This is a genomic window from Rhodococcus sp. NPDC127527 (assembly GCF_042672245.1).
Classification (GTDB): domain Bacteria; phylum Actinomycetota; class Actinomycetes; order Mycobacteriales; family Mycobacteriaceae; genus Rhodococcus_G.
In genome coordinates, this window is sequence record NZ_JBHXVP010000001.1 from 290382 (window position 1) to 308100 (window position 17719).

The following is a 17719-nucleotide window of genomic DNA, read 5'->3' on the forward strand; positions in this document are numbered from 1 at the left end:
GGATGACCACCGAGACGTCGACGTCACTGCGGTTCGCCCTGCTCCTGACGGTCGCGAGCGGGTTCCTCGACGCCTACACCTACGTCAGTCGCGGGGGCGTGTTCGCGAACGCGCAGACCGGCAACGTGATCCTGATGGGTATCGACCTGTCGGAAGGGCACTGGCACGCGGCGCTGGCGCACGTGTGGCCGATCCTCGCGTTCGTGGTGGGTGTCGCGTTCGCGAACCTGCTCAAGAGTTCGCGTGCGGAACGTGTTGTGCGGTACCCGATTCGGTTCGCCGTCGCCGCGCAGATCGTCGTGCTGGTCGCGGTCGGCTTCGTGCCGGCGAGCGTGCCGGACGCCGTCGTCACGGTCCCGATCGCCTTCGTCGCCGCGATGCAGATCGGGCTCTTCCGCACCGTGGGCACGCTGTCCTATATCGCGATCGCGACGACCGGCAACCTGATGCGGTTGACGGAGGCGGCGTACGCGGGTCTGGTCGACCGGGACCGCGACGCGCGCCGATCGGTCGCGGTCTACGCCGCGATCATCGCGAGCTTCGCGGCCGGAGCGGTGCTTGGCGCGGTGTGCACCAGAGCGGTCGGCGGCCCCGCGGCCTGGATTCCGGCGGCTCTGCTCGGGGCGGCGCTGGTGCTCTTCTTCGTCGACGAGCGGTGAGGGACCGCGGGCGCTATCGCACCAGGAAGGCCCCGGACCCCGGGTTGACGGTGACGAGCGGCGGGTCGCCCCCGGGCGGGGCGGTGACGGTGGCAACCACCGGGCCGCTGCCGGTGGTCACCTCGGTGGCCGCGCTCACGCACGATGACCGACCGGCACCGAGATAATGCGACGCGGCGGGCACCCGCGTCGTCCCGGTCGCGCCGGTGGCGAGGTTGCGCCAGTGGATCCAGGTGTCGGCGCAGTCGTTCAGCAGGGACTCTTGCCGCACGTCGAAGGTGACGGTGCCCGACGCCCCGGCCGCGGTCGCCGTCGGTGTCACGGTCACCGTCAGAGGAACGCCGCACATGAACAGAAAGAAGCAGTCGGACAGGTAGACCAACGGAACCTGGAACGTGGTGGTGGCCGGTGGTGTTGCCGCCGGCGCCGCGACCGCCGACGGTCCCGCGGCGGCCGTGAGGGCGATCCCGGCCGCGGCGGTTGCGGCGGCCCGGGCGATTCGAGAGTTGGACATGCGCTGCGCCTCCCCTGGGGTACCGGACGATGCGCTCTGTCCTTCGAGATCCTAGCCCTGGGGCGGCGTCGCAATGGCGCGCTCGAGGAGGGCTGGGCGGCCCCGAGCGCACCACTGCGCGAAATGCATCGCTACCGCGGCGCCATGCGCAGCGCGCCGTCCATCCGGATGGTCTCGCCGTTGAGGTAGTCGTGCTCGACGATCATCTGCGCGAGCTGCGCGTACTCGGCGGGCTTGCCCAGGCGGGACGGGAAGGGGACGCCCGCCTCGAGGCCCTTGCGGTACTCGTCGGTGACGCCGGCGAGCATCGGGGTGTCGATGATGCCGGGGGCGATGGTGTTGACGCGGATGCCGTACTGCGCGAGGTCGCGGGCGGCCGGGACGGTCATGCCGTGCACGCCGCCCTTGGAGGCGGAGTACGCGATCTGGCCGATCTGGCCCTCGAAGGCGGCGACGGACGCGGTGTTGATGACGACGCCGCGCTGGCCGGTCTCGTCGACGGCGTCGGTCTTGGCGATCGCGTCGGCGGCCAGGCGCATCACGTTGAACGTGCCGAGCAGGTTGACGGTGATGACCGTGCGGAACAGCTCGAGGTCGTGCGGGCCGTTCTTGGACAGGATGCGGCCGGCCCAGCCGACGCCCGCGCAGTTGACGACGGTGCGCAGCGGCACGCCGGAGCCCACGATCTGGTCGACGGCGGCCTGGACCTCGTCGCCGCTGGTCACGTCGGTCGGGATGAGGGTGACGCCGGCCGGGACGCTGTCGCCCGCGCGCTCGATGGACTGGGCGAGGTCGAGCCCGAAGACGGTGGCGCCGGCGTCGGCGAAGCGCTTGGCGGTGGCGGCGCCGAGACCGGAGGCCGCACCGGTGACCAGTGCCGCGGTTCCCTGGAGTTCCACTGTTCGATCCTCTTTTCTGGCGGCCACCGTTGGCCGACCGGTAGTGACCTGAACCATAGCGCCCGACCGTAAGTCTGGTTAACGACGGTTCACCGAGTGGGGTCGGTCGCCGTTTCGCACGCCTCACGGTTCGCGTCCACTTCGGTTCGCGTTTAACGCTTTGACCTGCGGAAAGTGCGCGCCCAGTTCGGACCGCCGCGCGGGACAATCTGCCCTATTCTGACGCGGTCGGGGCGCTCAGCACGTGAGCGCACCCATCACTCATCGAACGGGGTCCTTCAGTGCGAGCAAGCTTGATGCGGTCGAAAAGTCCGATCCGGCGGGGGGCGTCAGCGCTCGCGGCCATCGCGGTCGTTGCGGGCGGGCTGACCGCAGGCGTCGGGGCGGCCTCGGCGGCCGGGTCCTCCGACGTCAGTTACTTCATGCCGCTCGTGCCCGGCTCGGTTGACTTGCCATACTGCCCGGGCGCGTTCTACAAGTACTCCGCGCCGAAGCAGGTGGGGGATGTCACGGTGCGGAGGACCGTCGACTCCCCTGCATATCCCGGATCGTGGTTCCGCAGTAACACCTGGTTCGAGGGCGCAGGTGGTGAGACCAAGTATGTCCAGCGCTACACCGACTACCCGCCCTCGGCGGCTTACAAACTCAGGTCTGTCCGGATCCAGTGGCGGGAATCGGGTACGGGTGAACTCAGGACGGAGACCCAGCCCCCGACGTCCATCGATCGGCAGACCGGAGCGGTGACGGTTACAGGGAACTGGGCTGTCCGAGGTGGCGCCAGCACGGATTTCCTCTTCGAGTACGACGTTCCGTGGACGGTCCAGGTCGGCTCGGTCCAGGAGAGCGGCGTTGGGTTCACCGCGACCGGTCTCGCACCGCAGGACTGGCCGGCGATGGAAGGGAACGGCCTCGAGATCGTCGACGGGCCCGTCATCTGCCGCGGCCCGACCGGCAATATGTGAGGCTGCGGGCACCCGAATTTGCGGATGCCGTGACGGGCACCGGAACGAGGGTCGTCGACCCGCTCTCGTACGTGTCCGGCCCGCCGCCCGTGTTCTGACGGTCGGCCGGACCGGATCAGCTCGAGTCGCCGTCGCCGCATCACGCGCAGTCGATGCACCGCCGCGCGGCGGGCAGGACCTCCAGACGTTCCGCGGAGATCGGGCGACCGCACTTCTCGCACGCCCCGTAGGTCCCTGCGTCGAGGCGCAGGTCCGCCGCGGTCAGTTCGTCGAGCTCGCGCCGCGCCTCGGCGAGCAGGGACGCGGTCTGGGCGCGTTCGAAGGCGACGGTCGCGCCTTCGGGGTCGTGCTCGTCGTCGTCGGTGGTCAGGTGTGATCCCTCGATGATCTCGTCGAGCCGGGTGGTGAGGAAGTCGATGCGGTGCGTGGCCTCGGCACGCTCGGCGGCGATGCGCTGACGTGGCGTGGCGGTGCCCGATTCGGGAAGCGTCATGCACGGTTCAACGTGAAACCGCGCGGTTCCGATACCCGAATCGGGGCTGTGATGGCGGCGGACCGCACCCGCGGGCGTTTAACGCTTTGAGCTGCGCAAACGCTGTACTCGATTCTGCGACGGCCCGCCGCCTGCGGCCCTATTCTTGGCAAGCGTTTGGGGCGGGCATTGGGTCGGCTCCATCGAAGGGGGCGTTGCGAGTGGTCGGACAACATGTGCGCAAGGGTGGCGCGGTACTCGCCGCGCTCGCCATCTTCTCGGGTGGTGCGGTGATGGGTGCGGCAGGTGCCGGGGCCGCGTCAACGGGTAGTGCGGGTCCAGGAGGTCCCGACCCTACCTGCGGGCGCCAGTGCGACGATGCCTTCCACGGCTACGGATTGCGCGGTGACATCGCGGTGTACTACGAGGGTCCCGTCGAGGCCGTCGTGGGGCGGGAGGTCACCTACAAGGCAGAGTTCTCGGCCTACGGTGGTGATCCTTGGACGGGACTCCCCGACGTGGACGTCGCGACCGTCACGCACCACGCGCCGGAAGGCTTCACGTTCACGGGGGCGCAGGTCACCTCCTACGACTGGACTCCGGGCCGGTACCCGGTCACGGTTCTGGACTCGGCCGCTGTCGTCGATCCAGCCACGGGGGATGTCGCGGTCGCGGCGCCCGCCGGGGGTTGGGCCATCCCGGTGGTCGAGGACCATCGCAGTCCCGACAAGACGTATTACGCATCGGGCATTGTGACGGTCACGCTGCGGTACACCGCGACCCAGGCGGTTCGCGACGGCGTCAGTGGCCTCACATTCACCGGCACCGGCGCCCCGGCGTCGGAGGGCTGGGTGGCGAAGGGAAGTACCCAGGTCGCCGAGGCCCCGAAGGGTCTCGGTGGGTTTGGCAGCTCGGAAAGCTGACTGCGCGCGATCTTCTTTCACAATCGCTCAACCGGTGGCCCCACAGGGTCGCTGTGAAGAATCCGGCGCTCAGTCTTCGCATTCCGCATAGATGTTGCGCGGCAGCGGTGGACGTCATGAAGCCCGTCGGTCGATGCAATCTGAAAGGTAGCTGTTCAATGGTGGGACATCTGGTGCGTAGGGGCGCGGCGGTGCTCGCGGCACTGTCCGTTGTCGCGGGTGGCGCGATGGCGGGTATGGGGACCGCGGCCGGGCAGACGGGGTCGGCGGACGAGATATGGCGGAACCTCGTGCGCCCCTGCCACCAAACCGACGACCCGTTCTTTCCCGATCAGGGACCTTGCTACCGCAACACCTTCTCGGATTCGGGGATGCTCGGCAACTACAACGGCGTGTACTTCGGTGTGAAGACGGTGGAGCCCGGTGCCGACGTGACCTTCGATGCGGTCGTCGTAGCCCAGGAAGCCGCATTCGACGTTCCGGCACCGGAGGTGAATGTGGACGTCACGAGCGTCACCCACCATCCTCCGAAAGGCTTCGAGTTCGTCGGGGTGAAGGTGACCGGGTCCACACCGGTACCCCTGCCTCCGGGACCCATTGTGCAACTGGACTCGACCGTGGCGGTCGATCCCGCCACGGGGGACGTCACCGTCTCGGCACCGGCCGGGGGCTGGGCGCTCCAGCCGGGCAGGAACGGCGATAGGTTCGCAGGGGGCGCCGTCAGTCTCGTGTTCACCTACAAAGCGCCCGACAAGAATGTCGACGGCGACAACGGATTCACCTTCACCGGCACCGGGGTCCCGGCGTCGAATGGCTGGGTGGCGAAGGGGAACACTCGCGTCGTCCCGGTGAGCGGTGGTATCGGGAGCACGGGGTCCTGACCGCTGTTCGGCGCATACCGGTCGAGGGTTCCTGAGTCCCCTCGACCGGTGGGGCCCGGGTCGGACGTCAGGGTGCGCGGAAGTCGGTCAGCTCGTAGTGCAGGGTGGGGGTGCGTAGGACCTTGTGGGTCGCGCGCACCAGGACGCGCTGCAGGATCGGGAAGCGCCTGTCGATCGCCCGGGCGGCGGTGTCGGCCTCGGCGCCGGCGAGCAGCCGCGCGGTCGCCGCCGACTCCGGTCCGGTGGGTTTGCCGGACCACGTGCACGGCCGGAGTCGGACGTCGGGGAAGTTGCGTAGCCGCTTGTTCTTCGACGCGCGGCCCGGGGTGCGGAAGTAGGCGCGGGACCCGGCCGCCGCGATGTTCACCGGGGTGTCGACCCAGCTGCCGTCGCGTTTGCGGGTCCGCAGCAACACCACCTTCGCGCCCGCGAGCGGGTCCGGGACCATGGATTCGGTCATGTCCACCCTCCTCCGGGTGCCGACGAGACCTCATCAGTGTCCCCGAACCGGCCGGACCACGCGCGGCGTAGGCCCGCCGACAGCGGGTCGGCGAGCGGGTCACTCGTACTGTGGCGCGAATCCGCGTGGGAGGACCGTTCGAACGAACCGTTTAACGCTGTGACCTGCGAAAAGTAGCTGTTCAATTCCGCATTGGTGTGCCCGATTCGTCCTCTACGGTTGGCGGGTTGTCGAGGGTGGGCTAGCAGTGGGCTCGTCGGCGCTCCGGCACGGAAGGGAACTCGAGAATGGCTGGACGTCTGGTGCGCGCGGGCGGGATGGTGCTCGCGGCGCTGACCATTGCCGCGGGTGGTGCGGTGACGGGTGTGGGGACCGCGGGAGCGGCGGGCTCGGGAAGCCTGGAAGGGGGAAGCGCGGCGCTGGGAAGCTCCGCGCCCCCCTGCAGTGTCGATGACTCCATGCTCGGTTGCGACGACGGCAAGTTCCACACATTCGACAAGCGGGTCGGCAATTTCAGGATGAGTTTCTCTGGTTCCGATGAGGTGGCGATCGGGCACAACACCGTCCTGACGGCCAACTTCTTCCTCGGGGACAGCAGAGGAGGCCAGGTATCCCTGCCCGACGGTGCGGTTGAGAGCGTCACGTTTCATCCGCCGAAGGGTTTTGAATTCCAGAGCGTCAAGGTTCGGTCCTACACGCCCAACTTCTATCCGGAGGACCCGATCTCGACGAACCCCGACTCGACCGCGGTGGTGGATCCCGTCACCGGGGACGTCACTGTCACGGCTCCCACGGGCGGCTGGGCCATCACGAAGAGGGTAAGCAGTGAGGGGTTCGTCTACTCCGGTCAGCTCTCGGTCGACGTGGGCTTCAAGGCGACTCAGACCGTCGATGACGGTACCAACGGAGTCACCTTCACCGGCACCGACGTCCCGGCGTCGGAGGGGTGGCTGCAGACCGGGACCACCCGGGTCGTACCGGATCTCGGTCCGTTCGGGAGCTAGGGCATATCCCCCAGTCCCCAGGGGCCCACGGCGGCAGGACCACCACCGCCGAGTGCGTGTTTAACGCTTTGACCTGCGGAAAGTTGAGTCCGATTCGGCTGCCGCCCTGGCCGATTCGCCCTATTCTGGCTCGGTCAGGGGGCGTTCGGTCGGGTGTGGGCGCCCCGGTCATCGCATGTCGAACGAAGGAAGTTGCATGTCTCGAAATCTGGCGCGCCGGGGCGCGTCCGTCCTTGTCGCGACGGCTCTGCTCGGTGGCGGTCTGGTCCTCGGTGGGGGTACGGCATCGGCCGATCAAGAAGTTCGGGGCGACTTCGCGGGCTCCGTCCAGGATTCCGCCAAGGACCCCGTTGGCACCGTCGAGCAGGTCGTCTTCGGCGCCCTACTCGTCGGGGGATTTCAGAGCGGGTCGATCGACGCCGAGGACCTCTCCTTCGTCGGCTGTATGCCGCCAGGCTGCCCGTCCCACATACCCACTTACAAGGAGGTATTCCTGGACTGGTTGCGGAGTGGCGCCGGGTCCAGCTAGTGGGGCGTAGGTCGGATGGGGTCGTGGACTCCGGAGGGTCGGCGCCGGCGCGGAGGACGTGGTTCGTCCATCCACCGCCGGTGTACGACCACCACGACCGGTCCGATCCACGGCCGGCCGAGTGTTTGGCGGCGTGTTCCGGTGCCTACCAGGACCGCCGCCATCGCTCCAGATCTCGTTCCGTTCGGCCGCTGCCTACGGCGCCTGATTGCCGAGGGATGCCGAGTCCGCCTCGGCGGGCGCGGTGGCTGCCCGCCGGGACCGCGCGAACCGGACGCCCCCCGCCACGGTCGCGACCGCGAGGATCGTCCCGCCCGCGATCGGTGCCGCGGCGTTCCCGGGGAACAGGCCCTCGAGCAGCAGCATCACGCCGAACACCAGGAACAGGGTCGCGGCGGCGAGCTGGATGAACCGCTCGGGCAGGTGCTTGCCGAGCACCGCGCCGACCACGATCGCGAGGGCGTCGGCCGCGACCATGCCGACCGTCGACCCGATCCACACCCCGACCCAGTCGTTGTCCGCGGCGAGGGTGATGGTCGCGAGCATCGTCTTGTCGCCGAGCTCGGCGAGGAAGAAGGCGGAGGCCACCGCCAGGAACGCGGAGGTGCCGACGCGGGCGGCCTTGTTCTCCTCGTCCTCGCTCAGGCTGTCGCCGCGCAGGGTCCACAGCGCGAAGACCAGGAAGGCCAGCCCGCCGACGATGCTGATGACGTTCGTGGGGATCGCGACGCCCAGGTAGTGGCCGACGCCGACCGACACGAGGTGCACGACGGTGGTGGCCATGGTGATGCCGCCGATCACGACCCACCACCGGTAGCGCAGCGCGAACGTCATGGCCATCAGCTGGGACTTGTCGCCGAGTTCGGCGACGAAGATGACGCCGAAGCTCAGCAGCAGGGCGGCAAGCACGTGGATCCTCCGTTTCGTCGATTCGGAGGATGTCGGGGAACCTTCCTCCGGCCCCCGACGCGGGTGCGTCGACGGCCGAAGGTCTCGCCCACCGGGGTCGATCGTCTCGATCGACGGCGCCGGTTCGCGCAGCCGGGCCCGACCGCGCTGAGCGGTTCGGGCCAGTATGTCGACTGCGCGATTGGGGGCTACTCCCCTTCGCTGTGCGAAAGGTTACCCCCGAATCTGCGAGATGGCAAAGCGCACAACAAGTTTGGGAGGCCGAACTTTGTTCTTCCGGGACCGCTCAGGCGGTGAGCAGCATCGCCAAAATCGCGGTGTCGGGGTCGCAGGAGGGGTCGAGGCGCACCCGGCTGACCATCGAGGTCACCGTCCCGTCCGCCTCCGCCTCGACCCAGGCGGCCCGGTGGTCGAGTCCGAGGTAGGGGAGTCCGGGCAGCAGGACGCAGCCGGACGCGGCCCCGGTGCACTCCGGCAGCGAGGGCACCGTCTCGGACGGCGGATGGAGCACCAGCAGGGCGGGCGGCTGATGGTCGGCGAAACACCCTGGGGTGACGGCAGATTCGCCGATGATCGGACCCTCCGCGAGCACCAAACCCACCGTGTCGGGTGGCGGATCGTCGGGTAGTTCCTCGTGTGCACCGAAAACCGTTGAGGTGGAGAGCAATCCGGGGAGAGAGGCCACGCGTACCGCGAGCACGAGCAGTTGGGTCCACTCCCTGGTGGTGTCCGGCCACCGGCCGGAGATGACGAACCCCCGCAGCGCGCCCGAGGCGTGGAAGGGCGAGACCCCGATGTATCCGTTCCTGTCCATGTCCGCCACCGCCCGTGGTGCGCGTCCGGTGCGTTCCGCCCCGGATACCTCCAGGATGCGCCGAACAGCGCTGGCAGACAACCCGGGTCGAGTGCCGACGCCGGTCAGTGTCCGGGCGCCGGGACGTCCACCCGCAGGCGCACGATCGCGCCGGACTGCTCGTCCAGCGCGTCCTCGAGGATCCACGAACCCGAGGTGCACACGAACAGGTCGCGCCCGTCCGCCCCGCCGAGCGCGACGGCGTACGGGCGCGCGACGGGCAACCGGTCGGTGATCGACCCGTCCGCGTCCAGCCGGATCAGCTCGTCGCCGAGCGGGGAGGCGACCCAGATGCCGTCCTCGGCGTCGATCGTGAGGCCGTCGGGTGCCACGCCGTCCTCGAACTCGGCGAACACGCGGCGCTGCTCGAGGCTGCCGTCCGGTTCGATGCTGAAGGCGGTCAGCCGGCCGGGGGTGGCGCGGGTCTCGGCCACCAGCAGGGTGGACCCGTCCGCGGTCACCACCATCCCGTTCGCGAACAACATGTCCGTCGCCACGGCGTGCACCGTCCCGTCCGGCTCGACCATGGCCAGGTCGGCGGGCCGCGGGGGTGCCGGGGGCGTGCTGTCGTCGCCGTAGTTGCCGACGTACGCCCGCCCGCGCCGGTCCACGCACATGTCGTTGAGCAGGGAGGTCGCGATCCCGGACAGGTCGGCGTGCACGGCCAGCGAGCCGTCGAGGTCGCGGCGCAGCACCAGGCGGTCCTGGACGGAGGCGATCAGCAGTCGGCCGTCGGGCAGGAAGCCGAGCCCGCACGGCATGCCCGGCACCTCGACGACGGTGTTCACCGCCCCGCCCACCGGTTCGAGGGCGAGCACCGCCCCCGCGTACACATCGGAGAACCACAGGTGGTCGGCGTGCCAGCGTGCGCCCTCCGGGAAGGCGAGTCCGTCGACGAGCGTGTCCACGGTCATGGTCACGTCTCCAACGATACGTCCGATCCGGTCCGATGACGCCACCGGAAACGACGACGCCGCGCCCGATGACGGACGCGGCGAAGTCGGTGGGACTGTGCGCGATCGGCACCCCGGTCGGGGTGAATCGCGCACGGGCGGCGGGGCCGCGCTAGACGATCAGACCGGCGGTCTGGGTGCGGGCCTTCTCGAAGCGCGCCGCGACGTCCGGCCAGTTCACGATGTTCCAGAAGGCGTTGACGTAGTCGCCCTTGACGTTCTGGTAGTCGAGGTAGAAGGCGTGCTCCCACATGTCGAGCATGAGCAGCGGGGTCAGGCCGATGGAGATGTTGCCCTGCTGGTCGTAGAGCTGGACGATGATCAGCCGCTGGCCGATGGAGTCCCAGGCCAGGATGGACCAGCCGGAGCCCTGGATGGCGTTGGCGTTCGCCGAGAAGTGGCTGCGGAAGGCGTCGAAGCTGCCGAACTGGTCGTCGATCGCGGCGGCCAGCTCACCCTCGGGGTTGCCACCACCGTTCGGGCTCAGGTTGTTCCAGAACACGCTGTGGTTGGTGTGGCCACCGAGGTGGAAGGCCAGGTTCTTCTCGTGCAGGTTGACCACGGGGGCCAGGGCATCGGACGCGCGCAGCTCGGCCAGCTTGTCGAGCGCGGCGTTGGCGCCGGCCACGTAGGCGGCGTGGTGCTTGTCGTGGTGCAGCTCCATGATCTTGCCGGAGATGTGCGGCTCGAGGGCTGCGTAGTCGTAGGGCAGTTCAGGCAGCGAGTAGACAGACACGAGGGTCCCTTCTTTACGGGCGGGAGTGCGCCCGGCGTGTACCTTGATTGATCCTTCTCGGGCTATAACCCAATCTCATTGGTACACCGTCCGCAAGCGATGTAGACAGGCGGGCGCGTGCGCAACAGCACCGCCGGTTCGTTTCGTGGGCTGCGCGCTGATGAGGGGAATTCGTCCGGCCGGTGAACGAAACCTTAATATTGCGGCGTGCCCGACCTCCGACACGACTCCGCGAAGACGGCCGCACCGGCGTCGCGGATGGAGTTCGGCGGGGCCAATCTGCTGCGGGCGCTCGCCGTCCTCGCCGTCCTGTACTCGCACATCTCGCTGTACTTCATCGACGACCTGCACACCGGGTGGTGGCTGATCGACGGTGTCTACCAGGTATTCGTCGTCGGTGCCGGGCTCAACCAACACCTGTCGTTCCTCGGTGTGGCGGTCTTCATGATGCTGACCGGGTTGATGCTCACCGCCTCGGCCATGCGGCACACGCCCGGCCGCTTCCTGTTCAACCGGATCGGCCGGCTGCTGCCCGCGCTGTGGGTGGCCATCGCGTTGGCGATCGTGCTGGTCAAGCTCGGGATCAACGGCATGTTCGGCCCGCAGCAGGGCATCACCAACGCCCAGTCGGCACTGAGTTTCGTGCTCGGCGGCTTCTTCCTCACCCCCGAGGTCGCGGTCCTGGGGGTGACCTGGACCCTGGTGGTGCAGGTGGTGTTCTACCTGTACTGCGTCTCGGCCCGCCCGTTGCTGCGGACCTCGCCGATCGCGGTGCCGATCGCGGGCGCGGCGCTGTGCGCGGCGATCCTGCTCTACAACCGCTTCGTCCCGATGCCGTTCTCGGTTCCGATGCTCAGCAAGGTCGCCGCGACGCTGCCTGCGGTGTTCCTCGGACAGATCATCTACCTCGGGTGGGCTCGCCTCGCCGATTGGCGCTGGGTGGTGGTCGCCGCCATCGCGCAGGCGGAGGTGGTGCGCCTGGCGACCGACATCCGCGCCTACTGGGCGGGGGACCGCTACATGTGGACGATGGTGGTGGTCGCCGGGGCGGTGCTGCTGCTGGCCCGCTACGACGGTCCGGGGTCCGGGTGGCCGGTCGTCCGCTGGCTGGCGACCCGCAGTTACGCCATCTACCTGCTGCACACGCTGATCCTGTACCGGACGTACGAGTTGACCGTCGGCTACGTCGGCAAGACCGCCGCGATCGGGGTGTTCCTCGCGGTCACCGCGGTGGCCGCGGAACTGCTCTACCGCGGGGTGGAGGTCCCGGCCGGACGGTGGATCTCGGCGAGGTCCGCGCGAATGGGCAGGTCGCGGGTCGGCCGCGACGCAACGGTCGAGGCCACCACCCGCGCGTAACATCAGGGCATGTCCTGGTACGACGAGATCCTCGGTAAATCCTCTGCGAGGTCCACCCTGATCGGCGCCGATCAGGCCCTGCCGGGGCGCGCCCAGCCCCTGCAGGTACCCGCGGCCCACTACGTCAACGGACACCCGCTGACCCCGCCCTTCCCGGACGGCATGCAGTCCGCCGTGGTCGGGATGGGCTGCTTCTGGGGCGCGGAGAAGGAGTACTGGCAGATCCCGGGCGTGTACAGCACCGCGGTGGGCTACGCGGGTGGCTACACGCCGAACCCCACCTACGAGGAGGTGTGCTCGGGCCGCACCGGGCACACCGAGGTCGTGCTGGTCGTGTTCGATCCGAAGGTGATCTCCTACGCCGGTGTGCTGCAACAGTTCTGGGAGAACCACGACCCGACGCAGGGCATGCGGCAGGGCAACGACCAGGGCACGCAGTACCGTTCGGCGATCTACACCACCGACGACGCGCAGGTCGCCACCGCCCGGTCCACCGCCGAGGCCTTCGGCGCGCGACTGACCGAGGCCGGGTACGGCGCGATCACCACTGAGATCGCCCCGCTCGGTACCTACTACTACGCCGAGCAGTACCACCAGCAGTACCTGGCCAAGAACCCCGGCGGGTACTGCCCGGTGCACGCGACCGGGGTCAGCTGCCCGGTCGGTCTCCTCCCGCAGGACGAGGTGCCCGCGCAGACGGACGTGCTGCCGCCGCAGTGACCGCGCCGCCGTCCGGGTTGTGACGGTGGCCGCAGGGACTTGATCTGGACCCCGGCGCGGACCAATCTGGGGTGGAGGACCTGCGTGGGTGAGGGGCGAATGCGGATGTGGCGAAAGATGCACGGGCACACGGCACTGCTGCGGCGGTCGCTGCGACCGCGTGCCGATCCGCTGCTCCGGCGGTCCGACCGGGTCGAGGCCCTGCTGGTCGTGGGCGTGCTGGTGCTCGCCATTGCGCTCATCCCGGTCGCCGTGTGGCTCGGCGGCCGGTCCGGCGAGAGCCAACGAGCGCTGGCGCAGGTGCAGGCACGCGAGTACAGCATGGTCACCGCCACCACCGTCGGCGCGGTGGAGAGCGTGTCGGCGCCCACCGACTACGTGGCGGTGCCCGTCGAGAGCGCGCCCGCAACCTGGTCGTGGGGCCGCGAGATCCGTCGCGGCGACGTCCGGGTGGACCCGGACGCGCCGGTCGGCACGCGGGTGCAGATCTGGGTGGACGGACATGGCGACAAGGCCGTGGCGCCGATCACCGCCTCCGCCGCCGCGACGTCCGCGGTGGTCGTCGGCGTGTTCACCTGGACGTCGGCGATGATGGCGGCCGGCGCCCTGGCCGCGTCGGCACGGGCACTGTTGAACCGTAGGCGCGACGGGCAGTGGTCGCGGGAGCTGGCCGAGTTCCTGGGCACCGCGCCCGCGCGGTAGGTCGAGGTCCTCGCGCGACCACCCCCGTGGTCAGCTCAGCTGCGGCGCGACCTGCGAGGCCACCAGTTCCAGCTGGTCGAGGTCGTCGAGGTCGAGGGTCTGAAGGTAGATCCGGGTCGCCCCGAGCTCGCCGTAGCGGCCGATCTTGTCGACCAGTTCGGCGGGGGAGCCGGCCGCGCCGTTGGCACGCAGCTCGTCCACCTCGCGACCGATCCGTCCCGCGCGGGAGGCGATCTCGGCCTCGGTGCGGCCGCAGCACAGCACCAGTGCACTCGAGTAGGTCAGCTCGGCGGGGTCACGATCGATCGCCCGGCAGGCGGCGCGCACCCGGTCGAACTGCACCGCGGTGTCCTCGGGCGAGACGAACGGCAGGTTGAACTCGTCGGCGTAGCGGGCCGCCAGTTCCGGGGTTCGCCTCTTGCCCATGCCGCCCATCACGATCGGCGGGCCCGCGTGCTGGTGCGGCTTCGGCAGGGCAGGCGAGTCCACCACCCGGTGATGGGCGCCGTCGTAGGAGAAGCTCTCGCCGAGGGGCGTCCGCCACATCCCGGTGATCACCGCGAGGGACTCCTCGAGCCGGTCGAATCGTTCCTTGAGGGAGGGGAAGGGGATGCCGTAGGCGAGGTGCTCCGCCTCGTACCAGCCGGCGCCGAGGCCGAACTCGACGCGGCCGCCGCTCATCGCATCGACCTGTGCGACGGCGATCGCCAGCGGGCCGGGATACCGGAACGTCGCGGAGGTGACCAGGGTGCCGAGCCGGATCGTCGACGTCTCGCGGGCGATGCCGGCCAGGGTGATCCAGGCGTCGGTCGGCCCGGGCAGGCCGTCGGTGTTCATCGCGAGGTAGTGGTCGGAGCGGAAGAACGCCCCGTACCCGAGCTGCTCGGCGGACCGTGCGACGCGCAGCAGCTGGTCGTAGGTCGCGCCCTGCTGTGGTTCGGTGAAGATTCTCAGCTCCATGACCGCCAATGGTGCCCTATCGGCGCATGCACAGCCGCGGACGTAGCGTTGTGCACCATCTGTGGACAACGCTGTGGATACTGTGGATAACTCGGTGGACAGCTTGTGGTCCAGGTCACAAAGCATGGGATTCGTCCCACCCTGGCCTGTGGATAACCCCCGAACGATTCTCCCCAGCCTGTGGAATCCGGGTTGGGGATCGTCGAGCGGCGACCCGGTGACGGGTCGGCGGCGAACGTGACAGTATCGAGGCGTGAGCTTCGGTGACGTGCCGTCGGTACCGGTCGGGGACGTACCCGCCGACCTGGACGAGTCGGTGATTCTGCTGGACATTCGCGAGGACGACGAATGGGACCTCGGGCATGCGCCCGGAGCCCGGCACGTTCCCATGGTCGACGTGCCGGCCCGACTCGACGAAATCGACATCGACGCCCAGGTGTACGTGATCTGCCGGTCCGGCGGCCGGGCGGTCACCGTCGTGGAGTACCTGAACCAGATCGGCTACGAGGCGGTGATGGTCAGCGGAGGCATGGTTTCCTGGCAGCAGTCGGGCCGGCCGCTGACCGCCGCCCCCGGCGTGACGGCGAAGATCTACTAGATGACGGCCGTGCAGATGTGTGCCCGGTGCGGCGCGAGTTGGCCGATGCTCACCGCGCCGGGCCAGTGGTGCCCCGGCTGCCACGGCGTGCTGCTGTCCCCGGTCGACCCGTCCCGGCCCGAACCGCGGTCGCGCCGGAACTTTCGCTGGGTGGCCCGCCGTCCGGGGGGACGGATCCAGCCGGCGGAGGGCGGCCCCGGCCCCTCGCCCACGCCGTCCTACCGGGAGATGCCGCGCTGGGGGCTGCTCGACCCACCGCGGGAGGAGGACCGTGAACCGGCGAGCAGCAGAACCGAACGGCTCGCCGAACTCGCGCCCACCCTGCTCGTGGCGACGGCGGTGCTGTTCGCGGTCGGTGCGCTGGCCGAACTGTTCCGGTACGCGCTGCTGGTGCGCAACCGCACCAGCCTCATCTCCCCGACCGTGCTCGCCGTCTCGGACGCGCTGGTCTCCGCGGCCGGGGTGATGGCCCCGGTGGTCGCCGTCTGTGCCGCCGCGGCGTCCGCGTCCTGGCTGGTCGGGGCGCGTGCGGCCGCGTTCGGGCGCACCGGCCGGATCGACCCCCGCCGGCCCGCCGAGGTGATCCTCGGCTGCCTCGTCCCGGTGGCGAACCTGGTGCTGCCGGGGCTGTACCTCACCGAGCTGGGTGAGTCGGATGCCAAGACACGCAACCTGATTCGGCTGTGGTGGGGGACGTGGGCGGTCGGCGGCGCGCTGCTGGTGCTGAGCCTGGCGATGCGCTCGCACGACTCCCTGCAGGCGCGCGCCAACGCGGTGCTCATCGCTGCGCTGACCGACCTGGTCGCGGCGGCCGTCGCCGGACTGACCCTGGCGCTGATGCGCCGCGTCGACGGTCTCGGGCTCGCCGGCCGCCCGCGGGAGCTGACCAGGTGGGTGGTCGCCCCGTGAGCCCCGACCGTCGCGGACCGCTGGTCGTCGCGCACCGCGGCGCCTCCGCCGCGCTGCCCGAGCACACCCTCGCGGCCTACGAACTGGCGCTCGAGCAGGGCGCCGACGGGCTCGAGTGCGACGTCCGGCTCACCCGGGACGGGCACCTGGTGTGCGTGCACGACCGCACGGTCGACCGCACCTCCTCGGGGTCCGGGGTGGTCAGCGAGATGACCCTGCGGCATCTGAGCGAGCTCGACTTCGGCGGCAACGGCGAACCGGTGCTCACCCTCGCCGAGCTGATCACCCTGGTGCTCGGCTTCACCGGCCGTCCGACGAAGCTGTTCATCGAGACCAAGCACCCGGTGCGCTACGGCGGGCTGGTGGAGAGCAAGGTGCTCGCCGAGCTGGCGCGTTTCGGGCTGTCCGCGCCCGCGTCGGCCGACCATTCGCGGGCGGTCGTCATGTCGTTCTCGGCTACGGCGGTGTGGCGGATCCGGCGGTCGGCGCCGCTGCTGCCGACGGTGCTGCTGGGCGAGTCGTCGCGGTACCTCGGCGGCGGCGCGGCGACGACGGTCGGTGCCACGGCGGTCGGGCCGTCGATCAAGACGCTGCGCGAGCACCCCGAGGTGGTGGACCGGGCGGCGGCGTCCGGTCGGGCCACCTACTGCTGGACCGTCGACGAGCGCGCGGACGTGGAGCTCTGCCGCGACCTCGGGGTGGGCTGGATCGCCACCAATCACCCGGGCCGGACCAAGGAATGGCTCGCCGGCTAGTCGGTGCGTGTAGGTTTTCCGGTCGTGGGTAAGAGCAAAAGAAACAGTGGTCCCAAGCCCGGCAGCAACCGCGCGGCCAAGCTCGCCGAGCGCCGTGCCGCCCAGGACAGCGCGGCGGCGACCGTACTGCCCCGGCCGTTCGAGGGCCTCGCGGCCGAGTGCGACATCGTCGCGCTGCGCGAGTTCGTCCCGTCCGCGACGGCGCCGCTGCCGCTGACCGCCGGCGAGCGTCCCGTCGTCGCAGCCACCGTGCTGCCCGGCGCGGTCGCTGCGCTGGTCCGCGACGAGACCGACGCGGCCACCGGCTTCGTCGGACTGCAGGTGCAGGCACCGTCGACGGACCTGTCCGCCGACCTCGCCGCCGCGGTGAACTGGGCCGTCTCCGCCGAGCCCGGGCAGTCCCTGACGGCCGCCGAGGCGGCCGACGGTGCCCGGCTCGCCGACGTGATCGACGCGTCCGCGCAGCTCGAGATCACCGTCCACCAGGACTTCAACTGGTGGATCCCGGAGGGCGTCACGCCCGCGCCGGAGGTCGCCGCGACGGTCGAGCAGGCCAACTCGGTGATCATGCCGTCCGCTCGACTCGACGCCGAGGGCGTCGTCGCGGCCTGGTGGGTGGACGCAGGCGAGAAGGCGCACCTGCGCTGGGTGCGCCCCGAGGACGAGGACGAGCTGATGCTCGCGCTGGCCCGCGTGCACGCGTCGGGCGGTCTGCACCTGGGGGAGGGGTCGCGCTATGCGGGCTCGTTCCGCACCCACGGCCTGCTGGTGCCGGTGTTCGACCTCGATCCCGAGAAGCACGCCCAGGAGTGGGCGCCCGCGACCGCCGAGCTCGGTCAGCGGCTGGCCCAGGCCCTCGCGGTCGACGCGCCGCTCACCTCCGACGAGCGTCGCAGCCGGGACGGACTGCGCGGCCGCCAGGTCACCCTGCGCTAGTGCGGCTCCGCCGCCCGTGCGTGGTT

At 69.9% G+C, this 17719-nt stretch carries 22 protein-coding genes; 13 read left to right on the forward strand and 9 right to left on the reverse strand.

Annotation, left to right across the window (positions count from 1 at the left end; all coding sequences use genetic code 11):
* The first annotated feature begins 2 nt into the window (after window positions 1-2).
* Window positions 3-659: a YoaK family protein gene (locus ACFVH2_RS01335; RefSeq protein ID WP_378420792.1), complete on the forward strand. Its 657-nt coding sequence runs from the start codon at window positions 3-5 to the stop codon at window positions 657-659.
* A gap of 13 nt (window positions 660-672) precedes the next feature.
* Here the strand turns inward: ACFVH2_RS01335 and ACFVH2_RS01340 are convergent, their stop codons facing one another.
* Entirely contained in the window at window positions 673-1173 is a 501-nt protein-coding gene (locus tag ACFVH2_RS01340; protein ID WP_378420794.1) for a hypothetical protein, read from the reverse strand.
* A gap of 131 nt (window positions 1174-1304) precedes the next feature.
* Window positions 1305-2072, reverse strand: a complete 768-nt coding sequence (locus tag ACFVH2_RS01345; RefSeq protein WP_378420796.1) for an SDR family NAD(P)-dependent oxidoreductase — start codon at window positions 2070-2072, stop codon at window positions 1305-1307.
* A 422-nt stretch (window positions 2073-2494) separates the two neighbouring features.
* On the opposite strand from ACFVH2_RS01345, the gene ACFVH2_RS01350 reads away from it, so the two are divergent.
* On the forward strand, window positions 2495-3034 hold the full coding sequence (locus tag ACFVH2_RS01350; RefSeq protein ID WP_378420798.1) for a hypothetical protein: 540 nt from the start codon (window positions 2495-2497) through the stop codon (window positions 3032-3034).
* 139 nt (window positions 3035-3173) lie between these two features.
* On the opposite strand, the gene ACFVH2_RS01355 is transcribed toward ACFVH2_RS01350, so the two are convergent.
* The gene (locus ACFVH2_RS01355) at window positions 3174-3527 is read right to left on the reverse strand and encodes a TraR/DksA family transcriptional regulator (RefSeq protein WP_378420800.1); all 354 of its coding nucleotides are present in this window, start codon (window positions 3525-3527) and stop codon (window positions 3174-3176) included.
* 200 nt (window positions 3528-3727) lie between these two features.
* Here ACFVH2_RS01355 and ACFVH2_RS01360 point away from each other — a divergent pair, with 200 nt between their 5' ends.
* Both ACFVH2_RS01360 and ACFVH2_RS01365 read left to right on the forward strand, forming a co-directional pair.
* Window positions 3728-4429: a hypothetical protein gene (locus ACFVH2_RS01360; RefSeq protein ID WP_378420802.1), complete on the forward strand. Its 702-nt coding sequence runs from the start codon at window positions 3728-3730 to the stop codon at window positions 4427-4429.
* 53 nt (window positions 4430-4482) lie between these two features.
* The gene (locus ACFVH2_RS01365) at window positions 4483-5310 is read left to right on the forward strand and encodes a hypothetical protein (RefSeq protein WP_378420804.1); all 828 of its coding nucleotides are present in this window, start codon (window positions 4483-4485) and stop codon (window positions 5308-5310) included.
* A 67-nt stretch (window positions 5311-5377) separates the two neighbouring features.
* Here ACFVH2_RS01365 and ACFVH2_RS01370 read toward each other — a convergent pair whose 3' ends face one another.
* Complete coding sequence (locus tag ACFVH2_RS01370) at window positions 5378-5770, reverse strand: PPOX class F420-dependent oxidoreductase (RefSeq protein ID WP_378420806.1); 393 nt, start codon at window positions 5768-5770, stop codon at window positions 5378-5380.
* A gap of 287 nt (window positions 5771-6057) precedes the next feature.
* On the opposite strand from ACFVH2_RS01370, the gene ACFVH2_RS01375 reads away from it, so the two are divergent.
* Together ACFVH2_RS01375 and ACFVH2_RS01380 are read left to right on the forward strand one after the other, a co-directional pair.
* The gene (locus ACFVH2_RS01375) at window positions 6058-6774 is read left to right on the forward strand and encodes a hypothetical protein (protein WP_378420808.1); all 717 of its coding nucleotides are present in this window, start codon (window positions 6058-6060) and stop codon (window positions 6772-6774) included.
* Between the two features lie 196 nt (window positions 6775-6970).
* Complete coding sequence (locus ACFVH2_RS01380; RefSeq protein ID WP_378420810.1) at window positions 6971-7303, forward strand: hypothetical protein; 333 nt, start codon at window positions 6971-6973, stop codon at window positions 7301-7303.
* A gap of 195 nt (window positions 7304-7498) precedes the next feature.
* Here ACFVH2_RS01380 and ACFVH2_RS01385 read toward each other — a convergent pair whose 3' ends face one another.
* The 4 genes from ACFVH2_RS01385 to ACFVH2_RS01400 form a co-directional block, all read right to left on the reverse strand.
* Entirely contained in the window at window positions 7499-8212 is a 714-nt protein-coding gene (locus tag ACFVH2_RS01385; protein ID WP_378420812.1) for a TMEM165/GDT1 family protein, read from the reverse strand.
* A 286-nt stretch (window positions 8213-8498) separates the two neighbouring features.
* Complete coding sequence (locus tag ACFVH2_RS01390; protein WP_378420813.1) at window positions 8499-9026, reverse strand: peptidase; 528 nt, start codon at window positions 9024-9026, stop codon at window positions 8499-8501.
* Between the two features lie 104 nt (window positions 9027-9130).
* Window positions 9131-9979 carry an SMP-30/gluconolactonase/LRE family protein gene (locus tag ACFVH2_RS01395; protein WP_378421373.1) on the reverse strand — a complete coding sequence of 283 codons (849 nt, stop codon included), beginning with the start codon at window positions 9977-9979 and terminating at the stop codon, window positions 9131-9133.
* 151 nt (window positions 9980-10130) lie between these two features.
* Window positions 10131-10754, reverse strand: a complete 624-nt coding sequence (locus ACFVH2_RS01400) for a superoxide dismutase (RefSeq protein WP_142094843.1) — start codon at window positions 10752-10754, stop codon at window positions 10131-10133.
* A gap of 258 nt (window positions 10755-11012) precedes the next feature.
* Here ACFVH2_RS01400 and ACFVH2_RS01405 point away from each other — a divergent pair, with 258 nt between their 5' ends.
* The 3 genes from ACFVH2_RS01405 to ACFVH2_RS01415 all read left to right on the forward strand — a co-directional run bounded on the left by ACFVH2_RS01405 (window position 11013) and on the right by ACFVH2_RS01415 (window position 13535).
* The gene (locus tag ACFVH2_RS01405; protein WP_378421375.1) at window positions 11013-12113 is read left to right on the forward strand and encodes an acyltransferase family protein; all 1101 of its coding nucleotides are present in this window, start codon (window positions 11013-11015) and stop codon (window positions 12111-12113) included.
* 9 nt (window positions 12114-12122) lie between these two features.
* A complete protein-coding gene (gene msrA, locus ACFVH2_RS01410) occupies window positions 12123-12833 on the forward strand; it encodes a peptide-methionine (S)-S-oxide reductase MsrA (protein WP_378420816.1) in 711 nt (236 codons plus the stop codon).
* Between the two features lie 84 nt (window positions 12834-12917).
* Window positions 12918-13535 (forward strand): hypothetical protein, encoded by a 618-nt coding sequence (locus ACFVH2_RS01415; RefSeq protein WP_378420818.1) that lies wholly within the window; start codon window positions 12918-12920, stop codon window positions 13533-13535.
* A 30-nt stretch (window positions 13536-13565) separates the two neighbouring features.
* On the opposite strand, the gene ACFVH2_RS01420 is transcribed toward ACFVH2_RS01415, so the two are convergent.
* Window positions 13566-14495, reverse strand: a complete 930-nt coding sequence (locus tag ACFVH2_RS01420) for an LLM class F420-dependent oxidoreductase (protein ID WP_378420820.1) — start codon at window positions 14493-14495, stop codon at window positions 13566-13568.
* Between the two features lie 253 nt (window positions 14496-14748).
* Here ACFVH2_RS01420 and ACFVH2_RS01425 point away from each other — a divergent pair, with 253 nt between their 5' ends.
* From ACFVH2_RS01425 to ACFVH2_RS01440, 4 genes are read left to right on the forward strand one after another with little or no spacing between them, the layout of a single operon-like run.
* Entirely contained in the window at window positions 14749-15093 is a 345-nt protein-coding gene (locus ACFVH2_RS01425; protein WP_378420822.1) for a rhodanese-like domain-containing protein, read from the forward strand.
* The gene (locus tag ACFVH2_RS01430; protein ID WP_378420824.1) at window positions 15094-16002 is read left to right on the forward strand and encodes a DUF4328 domain-containing protein; all 909 of its coding nucleotides are present in this window, start codon (window positions 15094-15096) and stop codon (window positions 16000-16002) included.
* Window positions 15999-16757: a glycerophosphodiester phosphodiesterase gene (locus ACFVH2_RS01435; protein ID WP_378420826.1), complete on the forward strand. Its 759-nt coding sequence runs from the start codon at window positions 15999-16001 to the stop codon at window positions 16755-16757. The genes ACFVH2_RS01430 and ACFVH2_RS01435 overlap by 4 nt, the downstream gene beginning before the upstream one ends.
* A 24-nt stretch (window positions 16758-16781) precedes the next feature.
* A complete protein-coding gene (locus tag ACFVH2_RS01440) occupies window positions 16782-17693 on the forward strand; it encodes a DUF5926 family protein (RefSeq protein ID WP_378420828.1) in 912 nt (303 codons plus the stop codon).
* Window positions 17694-17719 lie beyond the last annotated feature (26 nt).